This is a genomic window from Streptomyces sp. NPDC026515 (assembly GCF_055567595.1).
The window spans coordinates 384618-408570 of the sequence record NZ_JBVHQD010000006.1 but is presented as its reverse complement, the minus strand read 5'-3'; the positions used below and the strand labels follow the sequence as shown (position 1 = coordinate 408570).

Annotated in this window: 22 protein-coding genes and 1 pseudogene; 11 read left to right on the top strand and 12 right to left on the bottom strand. The window is 71.7% G+C overall.

Features of this window, described 5'->3' with window-relative positions:
• Positions 1-45: 45 nt before the first annotated feature.
• Together ACZ4O3_RS14985 and ACZ4O3_RS14980 are read right to left on the bottom strand one after the other, a co-directional pair.
• Complete coding sequence (locus ACZ4O3_RS14985) at positions 46-2445, bottom strand: HAD-IC family P-type ATPase (RefSeq protein ID WP_467722366.1); 2400 nt, start codon at positions 2443-2445, stop codon at positions 46-48.
• A gap of 112 nt (positions 2446-2557) precedes the next feature.
• Positions 2558-2815: a DUF2530 domain-containing protein gene (locus ACZ4O3_RS14980; RefSeq protein ID WP_467722450.1), complete on the bottom strand. Its 258-nt coding sequence runs from the start codon at positions 2813-2815 to the stop codon at positions 2558-2560.
• Positions 2816-2927: 112 nt separating this feature from the next.
• Here ACZ4O3_RS14980 and ACZ4O3_RS14975 point away from each other — a divergent pair, with 112 nt between their 5' ends.
• Entirely contained in the window at positions 2928-4379 is a 1452-nt protein-coding gene (locus ACZ4O3_RS14975) for an NCS2 family permease (RefSeq protein WP_362720894.1), read from the top strand.
• Positions 4380-4404: 25 nt separating this feature from the next.
• Here the strand turns inward: ACZ4O3_RS14975 and ACZ4O3_RS14970 are convergent, their stop codons facing one another.
• A complete protein-coding gene (locus tag ACZ4O3_RS14970) occupies positions 4405-4599 on the bottom strand; it encodes a ribbon-helix-helix protein, CopG family (RefSeq protein WP_352223476.1) in 195 nt (64 codons plus the stop codon).
• A gap of 190 nt (positions 4600-4789) precedes the next feature.
• On the opposite strand from ACZ4O3_RS14970, the gene ACZ4O3_RS14965 reads away from it, so the two are divergent.
• The gene (locus ACZ4O3_RS14965; protein ID WP_362720890.1) at positions 4790-5227 is read left to right on the top strand and encodes a MarR family winged helix-turn-helix transcriptional regulator; all 438 of its coding nucleotides are present in this window, start codon (positions 4790-4792) and stop codon (positions 5225-5227) included.
• Positions 5228-5309: 82 nt separating this feature from the next.
• Positions 5310-6659 carry an MFS transporter gene (locus tag ACZ4O3_RS14960; protein ID WP_362720887.1) on the top strand — a complete coding sequence of 450 codons (1350 nt, stop codon included), beginning with the start codon at positions 5310-5312 and terminating at the stop codon, positions 6657-6659.
• A 38-nt stretch (positions 6660-6697) separates the two neighbouring features.
• Here the strand turns inward: ACZ4O3_RS14960 and ACZ4O3_RS14955 are convergent.
• Positions 6698-7213, bottom strand: a pseudogene (locus ACZ4O3_RS14955) (GNAT family N-acetyltransferase); the annotation flags it as partial.
• 26 nt (positions 7214-7239) lie between these two features.
• On the opposite strand from ACZ4O3_RS14955, the gene thpR reads away from it, so the two are divergent.
• Complete coding sequence (thpR, locus tag ACZ4O3_RS14950) at positions 7240-7812, top strand: RNA 2',3'-cyclic phosphodiesterase (protein WP_467722363.1); 573 nt, start codon at positions 7240-7242, stop codon at positions 7810-7812.
• Positions 7813-8041: 229 nt separating this feature from the next.
• On the opposite strand, the gene ACZ4O3_RS14945 is transcribed toward thpR, so the two are convergent.
• From ACZ4O3_RS14945 to ACZ4O3_RS14930, 4 genes are all read right to left on the bottom strand, one after another.
• Positions 8042-9034, bottom strand: coding sequence for an aldo/keto reductase (locus ACZ4O3_RS14945; protein ID WP_467722448.1), 993 nt, complete (start codon positions 9032-9034; stop codon positions 8042-8044).
• Positions 9035-9101: 67 nt separating this feature from the next.
• Positions 9102-9737 carry a maleylpyruvate isomerase family mycothiol-dependent enzyme gene (locus ACZ4O3_RS14940; protein ID WP_467722362.1) on the bottom strand — a complete coding sequence of 212 codons (636 nt, stop codon included), beginning with the start codon at positions 9735-9737 and terminating at the stop codon, positions 9102-9104.
• Positions 9738-9914: 177 nt separating this feature from the next.
• Complete coding sequence (locus ACZ4O3_RS14935; RefSeq protein ID WP_467722360.1) at positions 9915-10271, bottom strand: Uma2 family endonuclease; 357 nt, start codon at positions 10269-10271, stop codon at positions 9915-9917.
• Positions 10272-10327: 56 nt separating this feature from the next.
• A complete protein-coding gene (locus tag ACZ4O3_RS14930; RefSeq protein WP_467722359.1) occupies positions 10328-11011 on the bottom strand; it encodes a GDSL-type esterase/lipase family protein in 684 nt (227 codons plus the stop codon).
• Positions 11012-11105: 94 nt separating this feature from the next.
• Between ACZ4O3_RS14930 and ACZ4O3_RS14925 the strand changes: the two genes are divergently transcribed.
• Together ACZ4O3_RS14925 and ACZ4O3_RS14920 are read left to right on the top strand one after the other, a co-directional pair.
• Entirely contained in the window at positions 11106-12101 is a 996-nt protein-coding gene (locus ACZ4O3_RS14925; protein WP_467722358.1) for a WD40 repeat domain-containing protein, read from the top strand.
• Between the two features lie 131 nt (positions 12102-12232).
• On the top strand, positions 12233-12763 hold the full coding sequence (locus ACZ4O3_RS14920; protein ID WP_467722357.1) for a hypothetical protein: 531 nt from the start codon (positions 12233-12235) through the stop codon (positions 12761-12763).
• Positions 12764-13062: 299 nt separating this feature from the next.
• On the opposite strand, the gene ACZ4O3_RS14915 is transcribed toward ACZ4O3_RS14920, so the two are convergent.
• Both ACZ4O3_RS14915 and serC read right to left on the bottom strand, forming a co-directional pair.
• Positions 13063-13221: a hypothetical protein gene (locus tag ACZ4O3_RS14915; protein ID WP_467722356.1), complete on the bottom strand. Its 159-nt coding sequence runs from the start codon at positions 13219-13221 to the stop codon at positions 13063-13065.
• Positions 13222-13415: 194 nt separating this feature from the next.
• Positions 13416-14534 carry a phosphoserine transaminase gene (serC, locus tag ACZ4O3_RS14910; RefSeq protein WP_362730065.1) on the bottom strand — a complete coding sequence of 373 codons (1119 nt, stop codon included), beginning with the start codon at positions 14532-14534 and terminating at the stop codon, positions 13416-13418.
• 136 nt (positions 14535-14670) lie between these two features.
• Between serC and ACZ4O3_RS14905 the strand changes: the two genes are divergently transcribed.
• From ACZ4O3_RS14905 to ACZ4O3_RS14885, 5 genes are all read left to right on the top strand, one after another.
• Positions 14671-17571 (top strand): FAD-binding and (Fe-S)-binding domain-containing protein, encoded by a 2901-nt coding sequence (locus ACZ4O3_RS14905; protein WP_467722355.1) that lies wholly within the window; start codon positions 14671-14673, stop codon positions 17569-17571.
• Complete coding sequence (locus ACZ4O3_RS14900) at positions 17568-18398, top strand: metallophosphoesterase family protein (RefSeq protein WP_467722354.1); 831 nt, start codon at positions 17568-17570, stop codon at positions 18396-18398. Before ACZ4O3_RS14905 ends, ACZ4O3_RS14900 begins: the two co-directional genes overlap by 4 nt.
• A gap of 58 nt (positions 18399-18456) precedes the next feature.
• Positions 18457-19596: a lipid II:glycine glycyltransferase FemX gene (locus ACZ4O3_RS14895; protein WP_362721905.1), complete on the top strand. Its 1140-nt coding sequence runs from the start codon at positions 18457-18459 to the stop codon at positions 19594-19596.
• Between the two features lie 379 nt (positions 19597-19975).
• Positions 19976-20872, top strand: a complete 897-nt coding sequence (locus tag ACZ4O3_RS14890; protein ID WP_467722353.1) for a hypothetical protein — start codon at positions 19976-19978, stop codon at positions 20870-20872.
• Between the two features lie 201 nt (positions 20873-21073).
• Positions 21074-22111 carry an EamA family transporter gene (locus tag ACZ4O3_RS14885; RefSeq protein WP_467722352.1) on the top strand — a complete coding sequence of 346 codons (1038 nt, stop codon included), beginning with the start codon at positions 21074-21076 and terminating at the stop codon, positions 22109-22111.
• On the opposite strand, the gene ACZ4O3_RS14880 is transcribed toward ACZ4O3_RS14885, so the two are convergent.
• Both ACZ4O3_RS14880 and ACZ4O3_RS14875 read right to left on the bottom strand, forming a co-directional pair.
• Positions 22081-22821, bottom strand: coding sequence for a TIGR03943 family putative permease subunit (locus ACZ4O3_RS14880; protein ID WP_467722351.1), 741 nt, complete (start codon positions 22819-22821; stop codon positions 22081-22083). The two genes, ACZ4O3_RS14885 and ACZ4O3_RS14880, sit on opposite strands and share 31 nt — an antisense overlap.
• Complete coding sequence (locus ACZ4O3_RS14875) at positions 22818-23888, bottom strand: permease (protein ID WP_467722350.1); 1071 nt, start codon at positions 23886-23888, stop codon at positions 22818-22820. The genes ACZ4O3_RS14880 and ACZ4O3_RS14875 overlap by 4 nt, the downstream gene beginning before the upstream one ends.
• Positions 23889-23953: the final 65 nt, after the last annotated feature.

Sequence of the window (23953 nt, the reverse complement as noted above, 5' to 3'; positions counted from 1 at the left end):
CCGCCCCGCCGGTGCCGCACCGGTGGGGCGGACGTGCTTCGCCGCTCACACCGGGAAGCGCCGCTCCACCCACCGCCACAGGACCTCCAGTACCGCCGAGGCCACCACCGCCACGCCGACCGCGGTCCACGGCATCACGGTGCCCACCAGCTTCAGCGCGAAGAAGCTCTGCAGGGCCGGCACCGCGAGGACGAAGACGAAGGCCACGCCCATCGAGGCCACCAGCACCACCCGCCACCAGGTGTAGGGACGGGCGATGATCGCCAGGACCCACATCGAGATCAGGAACAGGGTCAGGGTCGCCGCGCTGGTCTCCGCGTCCAGGGAGCCGGGACCCGTGTAGTAGTGCCGGGCGAGCAGATAGGTCACGAAGGTCGCGACACCGGCCAGCACACCGCCCGGTATCGAGTGGCGCATCACGCGGCGGACGAAGTGCGGTCTGGCCCGTTCCTTGTTGGGGGCGAGGGCCAGGAAGAAGGCCGGGACGCCGATGGTGAGGGTGGACAGCAGGGTCAGGTGCCGGGGCAGGAAGGGGTATTCGACCTGCCAGCACACCACCAGCACCGCGAGCAGCACCGAGTAGACCGTCTTGACCAGGAACAGGGTGGCGACCCGGGTGATGTTGCCGATCACCCGGCGCCCCTCGGCGACCACCGAGGGCAGCGTCGCGAAGCTGTTGTTGAGCAGGACGATCTGCGCGACCGCCCGGGTGGCCTCGGAACCCGAACCCATCGAGACGCCGATGTCCGCGTCCTTCAGGGCGAGAACGTCGTTCACGCCGTCCCCGGTCATCGCGACCGTGTGCCCGTGCGACTGCAACGCCCCCACCATCTCCCGCTTCTGCTGCGGGGTGACCCGTCCGAAGACGGTGCCCTCGTCCAGGGCCTCGGCCATCCTGCCGGGCTCGGTGGGCAGCCTGCGCGCGTCCACCGTGGTCCCGCTCAGCCCGAGCTTCGCGGCCACCGCACCCACCGACACCGCGTTGTCTCCGGAGATCACCTTCGCCCGGACCTCCTGGTCGGCGAAGTAGCGCAGGGTGTCGGCGGCGTCCGGCCGCAGCCGCTGTTCAAGGACCACCAGGGCGGTGGCGCCTGCGCCCTGCGCGACCTTCGGGTCGTCGAGGTCCCGGGTGGCGCGTGCCAGCAGCAGCACCCGCAGACCTTCCTCGTTGAGGCGCACGGTTTCGGCCAGGGCCGGGTCGTCGGCGCCGAGCAGCACGTCCGGCGCCCCCAGCAGCCAGGTGCTCAGCTCCCCGTCGCCCTCGCTGAAGGTCGCCCCGCTGTACTTGCGGGCGGAGGAGAAGGGCAGTGACTCCACGCACCGCCAGTCCTCGCTGTCGGGACAGGCGTCGATGATCGCCTGGAGGGAGGCGTTCGGCCGCGGGTCGGACTCGCCGAGCGAGCCCAGCACCTTGCGCACGTACGTCTCGTCCACCCCGTTCAGGGCCCGCAGCTCGGTGACGTCCATGCCGCCCTCGGTGAGCGTGCCGGTCTTGTCCAGGCAGACGGTGTCGACGCGGGCCAGGCCCTCGATCGCGGGGAGTTCCTGGACCAGGCACTGCTGGCGGGCCAGCCGGATCACGCCGATCGCGAAGGCGACGGAGGTGAGCAGCACGAGACCCTCGGGGACCATCGGCACGATGCCGCCGACCGTACGGGCGACGGCGTCCTTGAGTCCGTTGTTCTTGACGACGAGCTGGGTGGCGACCAGGCCGATCGCAGCCGGGACCATCATCCAGGTCACGTACTTGAGGATGGTCGAGATACCGGAGCGCAGCTCGGAGTGGACGAGCGTGAAGCGGGAGGCCTCCTCGGCGAGCTGGGCGGCATAGGCCTCCCGGCCGACCTTCGTGGCCGCGAAGGCGCCGCCGCCGGCCACCACGAAACTGCCTGACATCACCGGGTCGCCACGGCGTTTGACGACCGGGTCGGCCTCGCCGGTGAGCAGCGACTCGTCGATCTCCAGGCTGTCGGCCTCGGCGCACACCCCGTCCACCACGATCTTGTCGCCGGGGCCGATCTCTATGAGGTCGTCGAGCACGATCTCGGCCGTGCTCACCTCCACCGCGGCTCCGTCGCGGCGCACGGTCGGCCGCGCCTCGCCGATCACCGCGAGCGAGTCCAGGGTCTTCTTCGCCCGCCACTCCTGCACGATGCCGATGCCCGTGTTGGCCAGGATCACGAAGCCGAACAGGCTGTCCTGGATGGGCGCCACCACCAGCATGATCACCCACAGCACACCGATGATCGCGTTGAACCGGGTGAAGACGTTCGCCCGCACGATCTCGCCGAACGAGCGGCTGCCGCGCACCGGTACGTCGTTCACCTCGCCGCGCGCGATCCGCTCCGCCACCTGGGCGGCGGTCAGTCCGCCCGTTCGGGCCGGGGGTGGCAGCGGAACCGGATGCACAGGGTCGAGTTCCGCGCCCGCGTCGATGTGCGTCATACGTTCGACGGTACGTGCGGATTTGCGCGTTCACCTGCCGAGTGCCCGGAAGATCCGACCAGCGGAGGAGCCGGGTCGTGCCCTGGTTGTAGAGCGGCCCCGGGGATCGCCCCTACAGGGAGCGGGCGGCCTGCGCCCGCTTGATGGCCGCGTCCCGCTTCTTCACGTACCAGATGCCGATCAGCCCGAGGCCGCCGCCGGCCAGGCAGGTCCACACCCACCAGGTGTGACCGTGGTCGGCGTACCAGCCGTAGAAAGGGAGCTGGACCAGGAAGATGGCGAACCAGACGATCGTGCCGCCGATGATCGTCGGCACCACGGGTCCCTCCAGGGGTTCCGGTGCCTCGTGCTGGGGAGTCCACTTCGCCATGGTGCTCAGCTTACGCATCCGCAGGGTCTACGCGCGGAGATAGCGATCTGGAACTCATACGTTCATACTGAAACCGTTTGTGTCTGGCTACTTCTGATCGTAGGAACATCCAATGTCGACCCCGGCTCCCACTCAGGCCCCCGCCCCCGAACAGCCGGGTGCGACCCCCGCGTACGGCGCGCTCGACCGATACTTCAAGATCTCCGAGCGGGGCAGCACCCTCGCCCGCGAGGTGCGCGGCGGCTTCGCCACGTTCTTCGCGATGGCGTACATCATCGTGCTGAACCCGATCATCCTCGGCAGCGCGAAGGACATGTACGGCCACCAGCTCGACAACGGTCAGCTGGTCACCGCCACCGTCCTCACCGCCGCCTTCACGACGCTGCTCATGGGTGTCATCGGCAACGTCCCGATCGCGCTCGCCGCCGGTCTCGGCGTGAACTCCGTCGTCGCCCTCCAGCTGGCGCCCCGGATGTCCTGGCCGGACGCCATGGGCATGGTGGTGCTGGCCGGCATCGTCGTGATGCTGCTGGTCGCCAGCGGTCTGCGTGAGCGCGTGATGAACGCCGTGCCCTACAGCCTGCGCAAGGCGATCTCGATCGGCATCGGCCTGTTCATCATGCTGATCGGCCTCGTGGACTCCGGGTTCGTCAGCCGGATCCCGGACGTCGCCCAGACCACCGTCCCGCTCCAGCTCGGTTCCGACGGTCACCTCAACGGCTGGCCGGTCCTGGTCTTCGTGCTCGGCGTGCTGCTGACCCTCGCACTGATCGTCCGCAAGGTCTCCGGCGCGATCCTGATCTCCATCGTCGCGATGACCGTGCTCGCGCTGATCGTCAACTCCGTCGCCCATGTGACGACCTGGGGCCTGACCGTCCCGAAGTGGCCCGGCAACCCCGTCTCCACCCCGGACTTCGGCCTGCTCGGCAAGGTCAGCCTCTTCGGCGGTTTCGGCAAGGTCGGCGTGCTGACCGGCATCCTCTTCGTCTTCACCGTCCTGCTGTCCTGCTTCTTCGACGCCATGGGCACGATCATGGGCGTCAGTGACGAGGCCAAGCTGACCGACGCCCAGGGCTACATGCCGGGCATCAACAAGGTCCTCTTCATCGACGGCGTCGCGGTCGCCGCCGGCGGTGCCAGCTCCTCCTCGGCCACCACCTGCTTCGTGGAGTCGACGGCGGGCGTCGGCGAGGGCGCGCGGACCGGCTTCGCCAACGTCGTCACCGGCGCGCTGTTCGCCGTGGCACTGTTCCTGACCCCGGTCGCCACGATGGTCCCCTCCCAGGCCGCCACCCCGGCGCTGCTCGCGGTGGGCTTCCTGATCCTGGCCGGTTCGATCAAGGAGATCGACTGGGCCGACTACACCGTCGCGATCCCGGCCTTCGTGACCATGGTGATGATGCCGTTCACCTACTCGATCACGAACGGCATCGGCATGGGCTTCATCACCTTCGTGGTGCTGCGGCTGACCGCCGGCCGGGCCAGGGAGATCCCGGTCGCGATGTACGCGGTCGCGGCCGTGTTCGCCTTCTACTACCTGATGCCGGCCCTGGGTCTCACCTGATTCCGGCCCTGATCGGGCGGGGGGCTCACGTGACCTTGACCTGATCGCCGTAGAACCTCTCCGTCTCCTCGACGGCGGCCGAGAACCGCTCGTCGAAGTCGTTGCGAATGAGCGTCCGGACCACGTAGTCCTGGACGCTCATTCCCCTTTTCGCCGCGTGATGGCGGAGCCGGTCGAGCAGCTCTTTGTCTATCCGCAGGCTGAGCACACTGGTCCCCATGCATATGAGGGCGCCACATCCGGGCGTCCGGTGCGTGACTTTCCGGATTTGACTCACTCGTATGGGTGACGCGATGTTTTCCGGTGGACACCCCGCGACCCCGGACCCCCGGATTCCGTGGCCGAGGTCACGGGCGAAGGGGCGTGTCCCGGGTGGTCCTTAGGTAGGGTAATGAGTTACTCTAAAGAACATGCCGGACCTTACCCATGGCGACGACGTGGCCGCCGTGAACGCCCTCCGCTCCGCCGTGATGCGACTCTCGCGACGGCTGAAGCACCAGCGGGTCGACGAGTCACTGAGCCCCACCGAGATGTCGGTACTGGGCACCCTCTCCAACTGCGGCCAGGCCACCCCCGGTGAGCTGGCCCGCAAGGAGCATGTGCAGCCGCCCTCGATGACCCGCATCGTCGCGCTGCTCGAAGCCAAGGGACTGGTCCGTCTGGAGCCGCACCCCGAGGACCGGCGCCAGAAGGTCGTCACCAGGACCGAGCAGGCCGAGGCGATGCTCGAGGAGAGCCGCCGCAAGCGCAACGCGTTCCTGGCCGGCCTGGTCGACGGCCTCGACGAGGACGAGTGGGCCAAGCTCCGCGCGGCCGCCCCCGTCCTGGAGAAACTCGCGCACCTGTAGGAACCCTTCACCCGCGAGTGAGCCGAAGGGGCTGGAGCGCCCCGCAGGCGAACGAGCCAGAAAAAGAGGAGGCGAACGCACTTTGAGTACGGGATCCGGAGCACCTTCCGCCCCCGCACCGACCGCCCCGACTACCCCCGTCCCTCGCAGGTCCTCGATGTTCGGCTCGCTGAAGGTCAGGAACTACCGCCTGTTCTTCGCGGGCCAGGTCGTCTCGAACATCGGCACCTGGATGCAGCGCATCGCCCAGGACTGGCTGGTCCTCAGCCTCACCGGCTCCGCGACCGCGGTCGGTGTCACCACCGCCCTGCAGTTTCTGCCGATGCTCCTCTTCGGCCTCTACGGCGGAGTCCTCGTCGACCGGCTGAACAAGCGCCGTGCCCTCTTCGTCACCCAGACGTCCATGGCCCTCACCGGCATCGCACTGGCGCTGCTGACCCTCTCCGGCCATGTGCACGTGTGGCACGTCTACCTCGCCGCGTTCGTCGTCGGCCTCGCCACGGTCGTCGACAACCCGGCTCGCCAGTCCTTCGTCTCCGAGATGGTCGGCCCGGACCAGCTGCAGAACGCGGTCAGCCTCAACTCCGCGAACTTCCAGTCGGCCCGCCTGGTCGGCCCCGCCGTCGCCGGTCTGATGATCACCGGCGTCGGCACCGGCTACGCCTTCCTCTTCAACGGCCTGTCCTTCGTCGCCCCCATCGTCGGCCTGACGCTGATGCGCGCGCGTGACCTGCACGTCGTGCGGCGGGCGCCGAGAGGCAAGGGCCAGCTGCGGGAGGGCCTGCACTACGTGGCAGGCCGCCCCGACCTGATGTGGACGATCATCCTGGTCGGCTTCATCGGCACCTTCGGCTTCAACTTCCCCGTGTACCTGTCCGCCTTCGCGGACGACGTGTTCCACGCGGGCGCCGGCTCCTACAGCCTCTTCAACACCCTGATGGCGGTCGGTTCCCTGGCCGGCGCCCTGCTCGCGGCCAGACGCGGCACGGCCAAGATGCGGGTGATGATCGCGGCGGCCGTGGCCTTCGGCGGCCTGGAGCTGGTGGCGGCGACCGCGCCGTCCCTGTGGCTGTTCTCCCTGCTCATGGTCCCGATCGGCATGTTCGGCATGACGGTCAACGTCACCGCCAACACCACCGTCCAGATGGGCACCGACCCTGCCATGCGCGGCCGGGTGATGGCCCTGTACATGATGGTGTTCATGGGCGGCTCGCCCATCGGCGCCCCCATCGCCGGCTGGATCACCGACGCGTACGGTGTCCGCGCCGGCCTGGCGGTGGGCGGTGCCATCGCCGCCGCGGCGGCCGTGGTGATCGGCCTGGTCCTGGCCCGCGTCGGCAACCTCCGCCTGTCGGTCGGCTGGCACGGCGGACATCCGCGGGTGCGGTTCGTCCCGAGAGAGACCCAGGAACAGCTCGCGCCAGCGGCCTGAGACCGGACGACGCCGGCAGGTGCCGGCCCGCAGGACTGGAGCCTCCGGGCCGGCACCTGCCCCGCCCGGCCGTCCCCCACGGTGTAGGCCTCCGCGCGGACGAGGCCGTTGCCCTCGTAGTAGCGGACCAGCTTGCCGTCGGCGCCCGCGTAGCAGTCCACCCGCAGCAGCGACACCCCGGCCCGCCGGGTCTCCTCGGCCGCGTGCGCCAGCAGGGCGCTGCCCACGCCGTGGCCCTTGAAGCGGCGGTCGGAGGCCAGCCAGTGGATGTACCGCTCGGGCTCACCGGGCGGCGGGAGATGCGACAGGCAGGCGCCGGGCGCGTCGGTGACCGTGAGCGTGGCGGCCGGCACCCCGTCGGCCTCGGCGATGTAGGTCACGCCCTTGTCCATGCAGGCGACGACCGACTCCGCCGTCTTCCGGTTCTCCGACAGCGGCGTGGTCCCCCACTGCTCGGTCCGCCCCTGCCCCACCAGCCACTCCACACAGCTGTCGAGCATGCCGATTATCGCGGGCACGTCGTCGTGGCCGCCTTCTCTGATGGGGATAGGCATCTCCTCATGATGGCAGGGTGGTCCGCATGAGACTCTTCGCCGCCGTGCTGCCCCCGCCCGAGGTGGCGGCCGAACTCGCCGTCGAGGTCGACCGGTTGAAGCGGTTGCCGGGCGCGGAGGCGCTGCGCTGGACCGGCCGCCCCGGCTGGCACTTCACCCTCGCGTTCTACGGCGAGGTCGAGGAGGGCCTCGTACCGGACCTGTCGGAGCGGCTGGCCCGGGCGGCCCACCGCACCCCGCCGTTCCGGCTGTCCGTCGCGGGCGGCGGCCAGTTCGGCCATGGCCGGGCCCTGTGGGCGGGCGCCGACGGCGACCTGGGGACCCTCCGGCTGCTCGCCGACCGTGCGGAGGCGGCGGCGCGGAAGGCGGGCGTACCGATGGGGGAGCACCGCCGCTACAAGGCCCACCTGACGGTGGCGCGCAGCCGGGAGGCGGTGGAGACCGGGCCCTGCCTCACCCTGCTCGCGGAGTTCACGAGCCGGACCTGGACGGTGGGCGACCTGGCGCTGGTGCGCAGCAACCTGCCGACGTCGGGGGTACCGGGCGAGCAGCCACGGTACGAGCCGGTCGCCCGCTGGGAGCTCGGGGCGGGCGGTTAGGCTCGTCGCGTGGACCCGAAGACCCGGAACCGGATCATGGCCGGTGCGCTTGTGTTGTTGTTCGTGGTGGTTGCGGTGGCCTCTGCCATGCGGTGAGGGCGGGCCGGGGAACTGCGGCCGCCCGATGCCGGCCGCGGGCCGTTCGTGGCCGGTCGCGCAGTTCCTGCCCCCCGGCCGAAGGCCGGGGGCACCCCCAGCGCCCCTCACGGGACGCTGCCCCTGAAGCCGGCTACCAGGCGAAGGCCTCCGGAGAGGGCCCCGGGCCCGGGAAGATCTCGTCCAGTCCGGCCAGCAGCTCCTCGCTCAGCTCCAGCTCGACGGCGCGCAGCGCCGACTCCAGCTGCTCGCCGGTGCGCGGGCCGACGATCGGACCCGTCACGCCCGGACGCGTCAGCAGCCAGGCCAGCGCGGCCTCGCCCGGCTCCACCCCGTGCTTGTCGAGCAGGTCCTCGTAGGCCTGGATCTTGGCGCGGAGGGCGGGGTTGGCGAGGGAGTCGGCGGCCCGGCCACTGGCCCGGCGTCCGCCCGTCACCTCCTTCTTGATCACACCGCCCAGCAGGCCGCCCTGCAGCGGCGACCAGGGGATGACCCCGAGGCCGTACTCCTGCGCGGCCGGGATGACCTCCATCTCGGCGCGCCGCTCGACGAGGTTGTAGAGGCACTGCTCACTGACCAGGCCGATCGTGCCGTTGCGGCGGGCGGCGATCTCGTTGGCCTGGGCGATCTTGTAGCCGGGAAAGTTGGAGGATCCGACGTAAAGGATCTTGCCCTGGGCGATGAGGGTGTCGATCGCCTGCCAGATCTCCTCGAAGGGGGTCCGGCGGTCGATGTGGTGGAACTGGTAGACGTCGATGTAGTCGGTGCCCAGCCGCTTCAGGCTGGCGTCGACGGCCCGCCGGATGTTGACGGCGGACAGCTTGTCGTGGTTGGGCCAGGCGTCACCGTCGGCGGCCATGTTGCCGTACACCTTGGTCGCGAGCACGACCTTGTCGCGGTGGCCGGGGCTCTTGGTGAACCAGCTGCCGATGATCTCCTCGGTCCGCCCCTTGTTCTCACCCCACCCGTACACATTGGCGGTGTCGAAGAGGTTGATGCCGGCATCCAGCGCCGCGTCCATGATCGCGTGGCTGTCGGCCTCGTCGGTCTGCGGGCCGAAGTTCATGGTGCCGAGGACGAGTCGGCTGACCTTGAGTCCGGTACGTCCGAGCTGCGTGTACTTCATGGTCACCCAGCCAACGTCGTGGAGTGCGCTCTAGGCAAGCGCTTCGGACCGGCCGGCCCGGAGTTCCTCACGGGAAGACGCGGGCGATGCCGAGCCAGGTGTCCGCGTCCGCGCCGGCCGCCCGGAGACCCGTCTCGGCCCGGGACCTGCGGTGGGTGACCCGGAGGCAGAAGTCGAGGGCGGTGCCCCGCACCCGTTGCGCCGCGTCCTGCGGGCCCCATGCCCAGATCTCGCCGCCGGGACCGGTCGGTTCGACGTGGAACGGCTCGGCCGGGACGGGCAGCCCGGCGGCGTGGAAGGACAGTTCCCGTCCGGTCACGCCCAGCGCGGCCACCTGCCGGAGCCGGTCCGTCGGGCGGCGGGAGACCCCGAGCGCGTCGAGGACGTCCTGGCCGTGGGCCCAGGTCTCCATCAGCCGCAGCGGTGTCATGAGCGCGGTGGCCAGCCGCGAGCCGTACCAGGGGAACCACCCGTGGTCGCGGGGCACGTCACGGAGCGCCGCCGCCACCTCGGTCCGGCCCTCCCGCCAGCGCTCCAGCAGCGTTGCCCGCGGTTCGGCCGCTCCCGCCGCGGCGTCCAGATCGGCGTACCGGGCGCCCGCGGCCTCGGCCTGCTTCAGCACGGCGTCGAACGCGTCCGGGGTCCGTACGGCGATGACGACGTTGGCGTCGGCCGAGGCGAGGTGGGGTGGGCGATCGTCCACCCCGCGGCCGGAGTCGGCCTGGTCCAGTCGGGATGCGCCGACACCAGGGCGTCGAGCTCGTTCCCCTCGGCCACCAGGTCGGGGACCGCGGGGCCGCCGTCCAGGGCGGAGAGGCCGAGGCCGTAGTCCGGCATCCGGGACCACCTTCGCGCGCGGTGACGGCAGGCACCGTCGAGCCTAGCCGAAGGAGCCCGCAGGAAAGGCCCGACTCCGTTGCGTGCGAGGCTGATCGGTCGGGAACTCGTCGGTCTTCAGGGTGAGCCCGACGGCGGTCGACGTGAGGTCCGCCTCGTCGCCGAAGCCGCCCTTCGTCCCGGTCGCGTGGTCGTCGCCCCTGGGGTTGGTGCAGACGTGGCAGCGGCGCTGGCAGGGGCCGGCGATCAGGTAGACGGGGGCCTTGGCGTAGGCGGTCTTCTTCGGGCCGTAGTCGTTGGCCGCGGTGCCCCGGGAGATGGCCTCGGCGAGGAACTCGACGTCCTGGTAGCGCCAGAGCCCCTTCCCGTTCTCGGCCGCCCCCTCGGCCATCACGCTCACGTCGGACGCGAATCCGTTCAGACGCCCCGGGCGGACCGGGCTTCGGCGGGATCCGGTCAGTCCGCTGCCGCCGCGTACTCCTCGCCCAGGTCCCACCCCTGCCACATCGCCTCCGCGAACGCCTCCGCGATGCGGTGTTCGCCGTTCGCGTTGGGGTGGGTGCCGTCGTAGGTGTCGGTGTCGATGTCGTACGAGGGCGGGGGCGAGGCCAGCAGCAGCGGGGAGCGGGGCTCGTCAAGGTCGGCGACCGTCTTCGCCAGCAGGACGTTGAAGAGGTCCACCTGCTCCGCGAACTGCGGGTCCGAAGCGGCGCGGATGTTCGGGATCACCGGCAGCACCACCATGCGGATGCGCGGGTTGGCCTCCCGGGCGGCCGCCACGAAGGCCTGAGCGTTGGCCGCCGTCTGCTCCGCGTTCGTGTAGAAGCCAAGGTCGATCAGGCCGAGGGAGACGAGGAGCACGTCGGCGCGGCAGGACCGCACCGCTTCCTCGATCAGCGGCGCCATGTGCAGCCAGCCCTCGCCCCAGCCGGCCAGGTGGGCGCGGGGGAAGTCCGGGTCGGCGTAGGAGTACGACACGGGCGCCTCGGCGAGCTTGTCGTACAGCGTCTCGCGCGGGCCGACCAGCCTGAACGGGCCGCCGTAGGTCGCGCACAGGTGCTGCCACATGCGGTACCGCCATGTGTGTTCGCCCGTGCTGCCGATGGTCATCGAGTCCCCGACGGGCATGAACCTGAGCATCCGCTCATGATGGACGATCAGGAGGAGGGGTGGGGTGTGAGGACCGACACGTCCGCCGCGGCCGGACACAGCACGGGATGGCAGGCTTGGGCCCATGCGTCCACGCTCGCTCGCCCTTCTCGCCGGGATCCTGCTCACGGGTGCCCTCGCCGCCGCACCCGCCTCCGCCGCCGACGGCACGGGCGACAAGGGGTTCACGATCACGGACCCGCGGATCACCGAGTCCAGCGGTCTCGCCGCCTCCCACCTGCACCCCGGCATCTACTGGACGCACAACGACAGCGACGACGGCCCCTACGTCTACGCCGTCGACAGCGCGACCGGGAAGACCGTCGCGACCGTCACGCTCAGTGGTATCGGCAGGCCCCGTGACGTCGAGGCCATCTCCATCGGCCCCGACAACCAGATCTACGTCGGTGACATCGGCGACAACCTCGACGGCAGCTGGCCGTACGTGTGGATCTACCGGCTGCCCGAGCCGAAGGTCCTTCGGAACCAGACGATCAGGGCCACCCAGTACGTCGTCAAGTACGCGAACGGCGCCCGGAACGCCGAGTCGCTGATCGTCCACCCCGAGACCGGCCGCGTGTACATCATCGACAAGAAGGAGGACGGCGGGCATCTCTACGAGGGCCCGGCGACGCTGTCCTCCTCCGGCACCAACGTCTTCAGGCCCGTCGCCCCCGTCGACCTCTGGGCCACCGACGCCGCCTTCTCGCCCGACGGGAAGCAGCTCGCCGTACGCGGCTACTTCGGCGGCATCTACTACGACTGGAACGGCGGGAAGATCAGGCGCGAGGGACGGCTCGACGTGCCGCTGCAGAAACAGGGCGAGTCGGTCAGCTACTCCGCCGACGGGACCAGGCTGATGTACGGCAGCGAGGGCTCCGAAAGCCCGGTGCAGGCCGAGGACGTGCCGGGCGGGCCGGCCGGGAAGGCGCCGTCCGCCGACGGGAGTTCGGCCGCCTCCGGGGACGGCGGCGGTCCGGCGGGCGGCAAGGTCGAGGCCGGCGCGATCGCCGTCGGCGTCGTCGTGCTCGCCCTCTTCGGGCTGCGCCGGATGCGGCGCACGCCCACCCGCCGGCACTGACCCCCGGCGGACGTCACCCTTTCGGGTCACCGGAGGGGCGGCCGGGCGCCGGCCCGCGCAGGCTGGGAAGGTCCCGCGGGTCGGGGGCGGAGGTACGCGACCGGTCCCGCCCCACGGAATCTGGAGCACCCATGCGCCGCAACGCCCTGCGCCTGGCCGGGAAGGTCTGCCTGCTCACGGCCGCCCTGGGTCTGACCGTCCCCGCCACCGCCGCCACCGCCGAGCCCACCCGGACCGCACGGGCCGCGGCCGCCCTCCCGCAGTTCCGTACGGTCCGCCTGCCGGTCAGCGGCACGTTCGCCGGCCCGGCCGAGAAGATCCGTGTCACGGGCACCCTCGACGTCACCGTCCTCACCCTCCCCGCCGCCGTCGGCGGCGGCACCGCCCAGATCATCAGCAGCCTGGACGGCACCGGCGGCACCGGCGGGTCCAGCGGCGGTGCGTACGACCTGGTCGGCGCGGGCCGGGACAGCCTGCCCTTCTCCGCGGGGGCCACCACGACCCTCAAGACCCGCCCCTCCTTCGTGCTGGTCTCTCCCGTCGTCCCGCCCAACCCGATCGTCCCGCCGAACCCGATCCGGCCCGTCACGGTCTCGGTCACCGTGAGCAGCACCGGCGTGATCGGCGCCGTCACCGCCACGGTCGGCACCCCGGCACCTTGAGAAGGGCCGACGGCGGGACCGGGGAGGACGCGGGGGAGACGTCGTACGTCTTGACGTGATGACGGTGTGTCAGTTTCCTGGGAGGTGCGCGGTGCACGGGAGCGCTCCCATGTTCCGGGGCCGCGCCTCCCGGTGGAACTCCGAGAGGAACAGCCGCAGGTTCCGCCTGCGCACCCTGCGACGAGCACGGTGTGCTGCCGCCGCCGCACTTCTCCTCCCCCTCGCCGCCGTGCATCCCGCGCACGCGGCGACCACCCCCGGGGCCGGCTACTGGCACACCAGCGGCGGGCAGGGACGCGTCACAGACGGGGCAGGTGAGCTCCACGGTCTGCCTGCCGGACCCGGAAGAGGCTGTCCTTCCAGGTGATGCGGCGGGTACGGACGAGGATGCCCGTGACCTTGTCGCCGAGGATGTGGCGCACCGCCACCTCGACGGTGCCCGGTGTCGGTCTGTTCATGTACGCGTGGATCTCCTTCGTCGCACCGCCCGACAAGGGCGCAAGGGGCACACAGTGTCCGGTGTGCGACGAAGGGGACTCAACGGCCCCCGGAAGGCTTTGCCTTGATGACGCCTCCCGGGTAAACCAGCAGCTTGTGCGGCGCGGCCCGGCCCGGCCGGCTCGTTCGGCTTGTCGCGGGAGTCGCTACGCCGTCACAGCTTCTCGATGACGTAGTCGACGCACTTCGTCAGCGCCTCGACGTCGGCCGGGTCGATCGCCGGGAACATCGCGACGCGGAGCTGGTTGCGGCCGAGCTTGCGGTACGGCTCGGTGTCGACGATCCCGTTGGCGCGCAGCACCTTCGCGACGGCCGCCGCGTCGATCTCGTCGGCGAAGTCGATCGTGCCGATGACCTGGGAGCGCTGGGCCGGGTCGGCGACGAACGGGGTGGCGTACTTGCTCTCCTCGGCCCAGGTGTACAGGCGGGTCGAGGAGTCCTTGGTACGGGCCGTCGACCAGGCCAGGCCGCCCTGGCCGTTCAGCCACTTCAGCTGCTGGTCGAGCAGGAACAGGGTGGCGAGGGCGGGGGTGTTGTACGTCTGGTTCTTGCGGGAGTTGTCGATCGCCGTGGGCAGGCTGAAGAACTCCGGCACGTGGCGGCCGGACGCGTGGACGCGCTCGGCGCGCTCGATCGCCGCCGGGGAGAAGATGCCGATCCACAGGCCGCCGTCGGAGGCGAAGGACTTCTGCGGCGCGAAGTAGTAGACGTCGGTCTCGCTGACGTCGACGGGCAGGCCGCCCGCGCCGGAGGTGGCGTCCACGAGCACCAGCGCGCCCGGGTCGGCCCCGGCGACCCGCTCGATCGGCATCGCGACACCGGTCGAGGTCTCGTTGTGGGTGAACGCGTACACGTCCACGCCCGCCTCGGCCCGCGGTGCCGGGTGGGTGCCCGGGTCGGCGGCGATGACGGTGGGGTCGGCCAGCCACGGGGCGAGCCGCGCGGCCTTGGCGAACTTGGACGAGAACTCACCGAAGTTCAGGTGCTGCGACTTGGCGTCGATCAGACCGTGGGTGGCGACGTCCCAGAAGGCGGTGGACCCGCCGTTGCCGAGGACCACCTCGTAGCCGTCAGGGAGGGAGAACAGGGCGCTGATGCCTTCGCGGACCTGGCCGACCAGGTTCTTCACCGGGGCCTGGCGGTGGGAGGTGCCCATGAGGGAGGTGCCGGTGGCGGCGAGCGCGTCCAGCGCCTCCGTCCGCACCTTGGAGGGGCCCGCGCCGAAGCGTCCGTCGGCGGGCTTGATGTCAGCGGGGATCTGGATGTCAGCCACGGGGCGAGCGTAGTGGCTGGAGGAAACGCGGTCGAAACGTAGTCCGTCGGGTGAGACGGGCGGGTGTGCGCCGTCGCCGTGGTTCCCGGGCCCGCGTCCCGCGTCACCGCCGGTGCCGGCGGGCAGACTGGGAGGCATGGTCGATCTGGAGGCTGAGCTGCGCAGGGCCGTCCGGGGCGAGGTGGGGTTCGACGTCACGTCCCGGGCGCTGGTCACCATGGACGCGTCCAACTACCGGCGGGTTCCGGCGGGGGTGGTGGCCCCCAGGGACGCGGACGACGTGGCGGCCGTCCTCGAGGTGTGCCGCGCCCACGGGGTGCCGGTGGTCGCCCGGGGCGGCGGCACCTCGATCGCCGGGCAGGCCACCGGCACGGGCGTGGTGCTGGACTTCACCCGCCACATGAACCGCCTGATCGGCCTGGACCCGGCCACCCGTACGGCCGTCGTCCAGCCGGGTCTGGTGCTGGACCGTCTCCAGGAGGCCGCCGCCCCGCACGGCCTGCGCTTCGGCCCCGACCCCTCCACGCACAGCCGCTGCACGCTCGGCGGGATGATCGGCAACAACTCGTGCGGCTCGCACAGTGTGGCCTGGGGCACCACCGCGGACAGCGTCCGGGAACTGGACGTGATCACGGCGCGGGGCGGCAGGCTGCGGCTGGGCCAGGACTGGGCCGGGGCCCCGCGGGGCCTGCGCGAGCTGGCGGCCGGGGAGCTGGCCCGCCTGCGCACCGGCTTCCCCGACCTGCCCCGCCGGATCTCCGGGTACGCCCTGGACGCGCTGCTCCCCGAGCGGGGCGCCGACGTGGCCCGCGCCTTCTGCGGCAGCGAGGGCACGCTGGGGATCCTCACGGAGGCGACCGTCGGCCTCGTCGCGGCACCCCGCGCGCGTGCCCTCGCGGTCCTCGGGTACGCCGACGAGAGCGCGGCCGCGGAGGCGGCGGCCGGGCTGCTCGCCGCCGCCCCGCTGACGGTGGAGGGCATGGCCGCCGACCTGGTGCGCTCCCCGGCCGGGCTGCCGCGTGGCGGCGCCTGGCTGTTCGTGGAGACGGGCGGCGAGTCGGCCGCGCAGGCCCGCGCGCGTGCGGAGTCGGTGGTCCGCGCGGCGGACGCCCTCGACGGGCTGGTCGTCACCGACCCGGCCGGGCAGCGCGCGCTCTGGCGCATCCGTGAGGACGCCTCCGGTACGGCGACCCGGATGCCGGACGGCAGCGAGGCCTGGCCCGGCTGGGAGGACTGCGCGGTACCGCCGGCCCGGCTGGGCGCGTATCTGCGGGACTTCAGGCGCCTGCTGGCCGAGCACGCGCTGCGCGGCACCCCGTACGGCCACTTCGGGGACGGCTGCATCCACGTCCGTATCGACTTCGACCTGCTCGGCGCGGCCGGTGTGGCCCGCTTCCGCCGTTTCTCGCAGGAGCTGGCCGACCTCGTCGTCGCCCACGGCGGCTCGCTGTCCGGGGAGCACGGGGACGGCCAGGCGAGGGCGGAACTGCTGCCGAGGATGTACGGCACGGAGATGGTGGCGCTGTTCGAGCGCGCCAAGGGGATCTGGGACCCGGACGACCTCCTGAACCCGGGGATGCTGGTCCGGCCGGCCCCGCTGGACTCGAACCTCCGCTTCGCCGTCCTCCCCCGCGAACCGCTCCCGGTGGCCTTCGCCTACCCGGCCGACAACGGCGACTTCTCGGCGGCCGTCCGCCGCTGCGTCGGTGTGGCGAAGTGCCGTACGACCGAGGTGTCCGGTACCTCCGTGATGTGCCCGTCCTTCCGGGCCACGGGTGAGGAGGAGCACTCGACCCGCGGCCGGGCCCGGCTGCTGCACGAGATGCTGGCGGGCGAACTGGTGACGGACGGCTGGCGGTCGGCCGAGGTACGGGACGCGCTGGACCTGTGCCTGTCCTGCAAGGGCTGCCGGTCGGACTGCCCGGTGGGGGTGGACATGGCGACGTACAAGGCGGAGTTCCTGCACCACCACTACGCGGGGCGGCGCCGTCCTCGGTCGCACTACAGCATGGGCCGGCTGCCGCGCTGGCTGCGCCTGGTGGCCGGCACGCGTACCGCGGGGCTGGTCAACGCGCTCACCGCCGTACGCCCGTTCGCGGCGCTGGCCGCACGCGTGGGCGGCATCGCTCCGGAGCGGGCCTTCCCGCGCCTGGCGAGGGAGCCGTTCAGCCGCTGGCTGCGGCGACGGCGGCGCGGACGCCTGCGGGACCGGGTGGCGCAGCCGCGGGCGGGCCGCCGGCCGAAGGTTCCGGCGCGGACGGCCTTCCTGTGGCCCGACACGTTCACCGAGCACCTGTCACCGTCCGTGGGCCGGGCGGCGGTACGCGTCCTGGAGGCGGCGGGAGTGGGGGTGGCGGAGCTCCCGACGCGGCCGTGGCCGTTCCGGGCCTCCCGCGTGTGCTGCGGGCTGACCTACCTCTCGACGGGGCAACTGGACCAGGCGCGGGCGGTGTTGCGGGGCACGCTCGACCTCCTGAGCCCTCTCGTGCTGCCGGAACCGGCCGATCCGGAGCCGGCCGACGGGGAGGACGCGCCCGTGTTCGTGGTCCTGGAGCCCAGCTGTGCCGCCGCCCTGCGCACGGACCTGCCGGAACTCCTCCCGGACGACCCGCGGGCGGCCCGCCTGGCGGCGTCGGTGGTCACCTTCGCGGAGGCCCTGCAACGGCTGGCCCCCGAGTGGGCCCCGCCCCGCCTGGACCGCCGGGTCACCGGGCAGACCCACTGTCACCAGCACGCGGTCCTCGGCGACACCGCCGACCGCCGTCTCCGCGAGGCCGCCGCCCTCACCGGAGACCTGGTCGGCGGCTGCTGCGGGCTGGCCGGCAACTTCGGTTTCGAGCAGGGGCACTTCGAGGTGTCGAAGGCCTGTGCGGAGGAGCAGTTGCTGCCGGCGGTGGCCGGGGCGCCGCAGGGCACGGTGGTCCTGGCGGACGGCTTCTCCTGCCGGACACAGCTGGAACAGCTGGCGGGGGTGCGGGGGAGGCACCTGGCGGAGGTGCTCGCCGAGGCGCTGGAGGCGGGGGAGGACGGGAAGTGACCGGGCCGGAGACCGAATGGAACCGGGTGGCGGTCCTCTCCGACATCCACGGGGTGCTGCCCGCGCTGGAGGCGGTCCTCGCCGAACCGGACGTGTCCGCGGCCGACCGCGTCGTGCTCACCGGTGACATCACGGCGGGTCCGCAACCGGGCCCGGTCATGGAGGCGTTGCGCGAGCTGGGCGAGCGGGTGCTGTGGCTGTCGGGCAACGCGGACCGGGAACTGGTGGAGTACCGCAGGGGCGCGCGCACCGGGATCCCGGACCCGATCGGCCCGTTCGCGGCTGACGCGCTCACCGACGCACAGGTCGACTTCCTCGCCGCGCTCCCCAGGACCGCCACCCTGACGGTGCGCGGCCTGGGCCGGGTGCTGTTCTGTCACGCGACGCCCCGCGACGACGAGGAGATCGTCCTGGCCGACTCCGCACCGGAGCGCTGGGCGGAGGTGCTCAGCGGCGTCGGCCCCGACGTCGCGACCGTCGTCTGCGGTCACACCCACATGCCGTACATCCGCCTCACCCACGGCCGTCTGGTCGTCAACCCCGGCAGCGTGGGCATGCCCTACGGCCGCCCGGGCGCCCACTGGTGCCTCCTGGGCCCCGGGACCGACCTGCGGGTGACGTCGTACGACATCCCGGCGGCGGTCGCCCGGCTGCGTGCCGAGTGCGCGTACCCGGACATCGCGCGGTGGGCGGACTGCTACCTCAACGCACGGGTGACCGACACGGAGGCACTGGCAACGTTCGGCCCCGGCGACGGCAGGGCCCGACACGCCCGCACCGACCTGCGTGGAAACGATTCTGACCAGGGGTGCGTCTGTTCTGCTTGATGCCGTCGCCACCGATGCGCCGGCCGCCCGTCCAGGAAGAATCCGAGGAGCCTCGCCCATGACATCAGCCTCCGCAGTCCTCTGTCTCCGGCCCGTCTCCCGTGCCGAACACCTCGCCTTCGCCGGCTCGCGCCGCCCCTCCCCGAGCCATATGCAGCTGCCGTCCTGGGGGGACGTGAAGCCGGACTGGCGGGCGGAGAGCCTGGGGTGGTTCGACTCGGAGGGGCGGATGGTCGGGGCCGGGCTGGTGCTGTTGCGGGCGCTGCCCAAGGTGAAGCGGTATCTCGCCTATCTGCCGGAGGGGCCGGTCATCGACTGGCACGATCCGGACCTGGACCGCTGGCTCGATCCGCTGCTGGCGTACCTGAAGGGGCTCGGGGCGTTCGCGGTGAAGATGGGGCCGCCCGTCGTCGTACGGCGGTGGAGCGCGGAGGCGGTCAAGGAGGCGATCGCCGATCCCGCCGCCCGGCGGCTGCGGGACGCCGAGGCGACCTCGCAGGAGCCTCGTGCCCTCGAACTCGGCGAGCGGCTGCGCCGGCTGGGGTGGCGGCAGGCGGAGGCCGGCGGGGAGGACGGGTTCGCGGCCGGGCAGCCCCGGTATGTGTTCCAAGTTCCCTTTGAGGGGCGTTCGTTGGACGACATCCAGCGCGGGCTCAACCAGCAGTGGCGGCGCAACGTGAAGAAGGCGGAGAAGGCCGGGGTCAAGGTCGTCCGCGGCGGTTACGAGGACCTGCCGGCCTTCTACACGCTGTACTCCGAGACCGCCGAGCGCGACCGCTTCATCCCGCGTCCCCTCCCCTACTTCCAGCGCATGTGGACCGCCCTCACCGCCGAACACCCCGACCGCATGCGCCTGTATCTCGCCCACCACGAGGGTGAGATCCTCGCCGCCGCGACCATGCTGACCGTCGGCGGACACGTCTGGTACTCCTACGGCGCCTCCACCAGCCGCAGGCGCGAGGTCCAGCCCAACAACGCCGTCCAGTGGCGGATGATGTGCGACGCACACGAACTCGGCGCCGCCGTGTACGACTTCAGGGGCATCACCGACACCCTGGAGGAGTCCAACCACCTGCTGGGGCTGCTCCGCTTCAAGGTCGGCGCGGGCGGGGAGGCCGTCGAGTACCTGGGGGAGTGGGACTTCCCGCTCAACAGACTGCTCCACAAGGCGTTCGACGTGTACATGGCCCGCCGCTGAGTCCCTCGCGGCGGCGCGGGAGGGCCGGTTTCATGAGCCGGCTCTCGGGTTCACAGGAGAACTCTCAGGTTCGGGGTCGTTGTACAGCTGTCACCCAGGTGTTCACAGCACCTGTTACGGGTGAGGATCCGGGAGCCGCCGCTGCGGAGATCCTTGAAAGAGGCGGCTTCTCGGGCATCCCCCGACGATCCGGCGGCTACGGACCGCCGTCCACGCATGGCGTGGCTCCGTGCGTGAGTGACCGTCAATTCGATTCTGTTACAGGCCTATTGCACAGAAAATCTTCAAGAGTTCTCCACTTGATCCGTACGCTTCGTACGCCAACGGGCCCGGCCGGGAGTCATCCCGGCGGGCCTCTCGCGATCCCAGGGGGATACACATGCGTATACGCGTCGCGGCCACCGTCATCTCCGGCGCGGCCGTGCTGTCCGCGCTCGTCGTTCCGGCGGCCGCCCAGGCGGCGCAGGGTCCGGACGCGCGGGCGCGGCTCAGCTCGCTCTCCGCGCACTCCGCCGGCACCGCGAAGTCCGCGAACGCGGCGAGCACCGCGAAGACCGTCCGTCCGATGGACGCGGTGGGCGACATCTCCTTCTCGAAGGGCGTCGTCAACGGCGGCAAGGACATCGTCCTCTCCACCACCACCAGGCAGTCCGTGACCGCCACCTACACCGCGACCAGTGCGAACGGTGTCGCGCTCACGGAGGCCTTCCTCTGGCAGGGCACCGACCCCTCCAGCGTGGACACCATCACCGGTGCCCTGGGCACCGACGACGACCCCGTCTGCACGGAGTCGACGACCCGGACCGGCGTCTACAGCTGCAAGGCCGTCTTCCACATCAGCGCGGCCACCGACATGAAGTACAACGGCGCCGCCGGCACCTGGAAGCTCGCCCTGGGCGGTTACGACCTCTCCGTGAACGCCAGCTTCGACGACAACGTGACCACCGCCAAGATCAAGAAGGCGTCCAAGCTGACCGTCAACGCCGCGCCGGAGCCGGTGAAGAAGGGCAAGACCGTCACCGTCACCGGCAAGCTGACGCGCGCCAACTGGGACACCGGCACGTACGGCGGCTACGCGGGCCAGAAGGTGGTGTTGCAGTTCCGCAAGAAGACCAGCAGCACGTACACCAACGTGAAGGGCATCACCGCCGGCGCCGGCGGCGCGCTCAAGACCACGACCAAGGCCACGGTCGACGGGTACTACCGCTTCTCCTTCGCGACCAACACCACCACCGGCGCCTCGACGGCGGCCGGCGACTACGTCGACGTGAAGTAGCCTCCGCGGCTCACGGTCCGGCGGCGCGGCGGTCGGCCGCCGGGCTTCACCTCCCCGCGGTCCGCGAGCGACCCGTTCGGAGGGGGCGCCGGGACGACCGGTGGCCCGGACAGTTCCATGGGGGCTTCACGCGCCTGTCTGAGTCCATTACCCTGGACTGGACAGTGCACCGCAATGAACAACGAGCTTCCTGGACCGCCCGTGACCACCCCCAGCACCTCACAGCCGACGCCCGCACCCGTGTCCGCGCCCGCCGCCGGTGGTTCACCGGCGGGCCGCCTCGGCTCGCTCGGTCCCGTCGGTCTGGTGCTGGCCGGCGGGATCTCCGTGCAGTTCGGCGCCGCCGTCGCGGTCACCCTGATGCCCAGGGCGGGCGCGCTCGGCGTGGTCTGCCTGCGGCTGTTCGCCGCCGCCGTGATCCTGCTCGTCGTCTGCCGGCCCCGGCTGCGCGGTCACTCCCGCACCGACTGGGGCACGGTGATCGTCTTCGGCGTCACCATGGGCGCGATGAACGGCCTGTTCTACGAGGCCGTCGCCCGCATCCCGCTGGGCCTCGCCGTCACTCTCGAGGTGCTCGGACCGCTCGCCCTGTCCGTGCTGGCCTCCCGGCGGCTGATCAACGCCCTGTGGGCGGCCCTGGCGCTGGCCGGTGTCTTCCTGCTCGGCGGCGGCAACTTCAGCGGCCTCGACCCCGTGGGTGTGGGCCTGGCCCTGGGCGCCGGAGCCATGTGGGCCACCTACATCATCTTCAGTGCCCGTACCGGCCGCCGCTTCCCGCAGGCCGACGGTCTCGCCCTCGCCATGGCGGTCGCCGCCCTGCTCTTCCTCCCGCTGGGCATCGCCGAGGCAGGCGGAAGGCTTCTGGACCCGACCACCGTCGCGCTCGGCTCGTCGGTCGCGGTCCTCTCCTCGGTGCTGCCCTACACCCTCGAACTCCTCGCCCTGCGCCGGCTGCCCGCCCACACCTTCGCCGTCCTCATGAGCCTGGAACCGGCGATCGCGGCGACGGCCGGCTTCCTCATCCTGGACCAGGCCCTGTCGGCCGCCCAGGCGGCCGCCGTCGCCCTCGTCATCGCGGCCAGCATCGGCGCGGTCCGCACCCAGGTGGGCCGCGACCGGAAACCGGAGGGCGGCACCCAGCCGGGGCCGGCGGTCGTGATCCAGCCGGAGCCGGTGGTCGTGGTCCGGCCGGAGCCGGCCGTCGGCGCTCAGCCGGAGGGGAACGGCAGCGCGTCCTGATAGCCGTTGGACGGCCGCTGGATCTTCTTCACGGTCTGGGCGTCCACGGCGACCGGCGCGGACGCCGTGCCCAGCTTTCCGCCGGGATGCCAGTTCCCGGTGACCGACACCCAGGTGTCGGCGGGCGGGACGCCGCTGCCGTAGATCCGTACCTTCACCGACTGCGCGTCGGCGGCGCAGCACGAGATGACGATCCGGGTCAGATCCCAGCTGCCGCCGCCCGCGACGGGCGTGACCAGCCCGCTCATCTGCACGGTCCGCCCCTTGATGGCCAGCGAGCGGTCCTGCTGCACCCTCGTGGTGAAGTCCGTGAGGGTGATGGGCAGCGGTGAGGTCCTGGGCAGCGCGGCGAAGTCGTCCTGCTCCGCGACGGCCTTGGCGGGCTGCCGGGAAGCCGTGTACGCGCCGAGCGCCGGCGGGGCGTAGAAGAGCAGGCTCAGCGCGGGCAGCAGGAGCAGCCAGGCGACCCGGGGCACGGCGGAGTGGTCGTGGCCGTGGTGTCCGGTGCCATGCGGTTCGTCGACGTGTGCGTGGGTGTCCCGCGTCGCCGCCTCCGCGATGCCCAGTACCAGCAGCACGAATCCGGACACGATCAGCAGCGGGCGCATCCCGGGCCTGACGTAGCGCAGGCACACGTCGGTGAAGAGGGAGGCGTGCAGCAGGCCGAGGCCGCTGAGCACCAGCAGGGTCACCTGAAGCGGACGTCTCACAGCAGCACCCCTGCGACCAGCACACTGCACAGGATCGCGACGACCGTCGTGGCGGCCGAGAACCGGGCCGCGAAGGCCCGGCCGAAGGTGCCCGTCTGCAACGCGATCAGCTTGAGGTCGACCATGGGCCCGACCACCATGAACGCCAGCCGGGCAGTGGGCGAGAAGCCTGTGAGCGAGGACGCCACGAACGCGTCCGCCTCCGAACACACCGCGAGGATGACCGCCAGCGCGGCCAGGAACAGCACCGACAGCCAGGGCGAACCGGAGAAGGTGTCGAGCACCGAGCGCGGTACCGCCACATTGAAGGTGGCCGCGGCCATGGCGCCGACCACCAGGAAGCCGCCCGCCTGCAGGAAGTCGTGCTGGAAGGCGCGCCGGAACTCCGTCCAGCGGCTGTGCCCCCCCTGGTGCCCGCTGTGCCGCACGGCGGGCCGCAGCCACTCCTCGCGGCCCAGCCAGAGCCACAGCCAGCCCATCACGGCGGCGGTCACCAGCGAGGCGAGCAGCCGGGCCAGCACCATGAGGGGGGTGCCGGGGAAGGCGATGGCGGTGGCCGTGAGCACGACCGGGTTGATGGCGGGCGCGGAGAGCAGGAACGCGAAGGCGGCGGCCGGCGTGACCCCGCGCCCGATCAGACTGTTCGCCACCGGCACCGACGCGCACTCGCAACCCGGCAGCACCACCCCGGCCAGCCCGGCGACCGGCACGGCCAGCGCGGGCCGCCTCGGCAGCAGCCGGGTGAACACCCGCTCCGGCACGAACGCGTTGATCGCCCCCGAGAGCGCCGTACCGAGCAGCAGGAACGGCGTCGCCTGCACCACGACCGCGAGGCACACCGTCTGCCAGGCCTGCAGCGCGGCCTTGCTGACGCCCTGTCCGAGCAGGAAGAGGGCGGTGCCGGGCAGGACGGCGGCGGCCACGAGCAGGAGCGGCCAGTGGCGGGGGAGTTCACGTGAGGGCGGCTCCGCGGCCGCCCCGGCGGCCGTACCGCCGCGGCCGTCTGCCGTGGGCTCCACGACGGCTGTCGCCTTCGCCCCGACGACGAGTTCCTCTGTCCTCCGCATGCCCCGCTCGCCCCACACGTCACTTCATCGCCGGATGTCCGCATCGAAGATAGGCCATGCGCGCA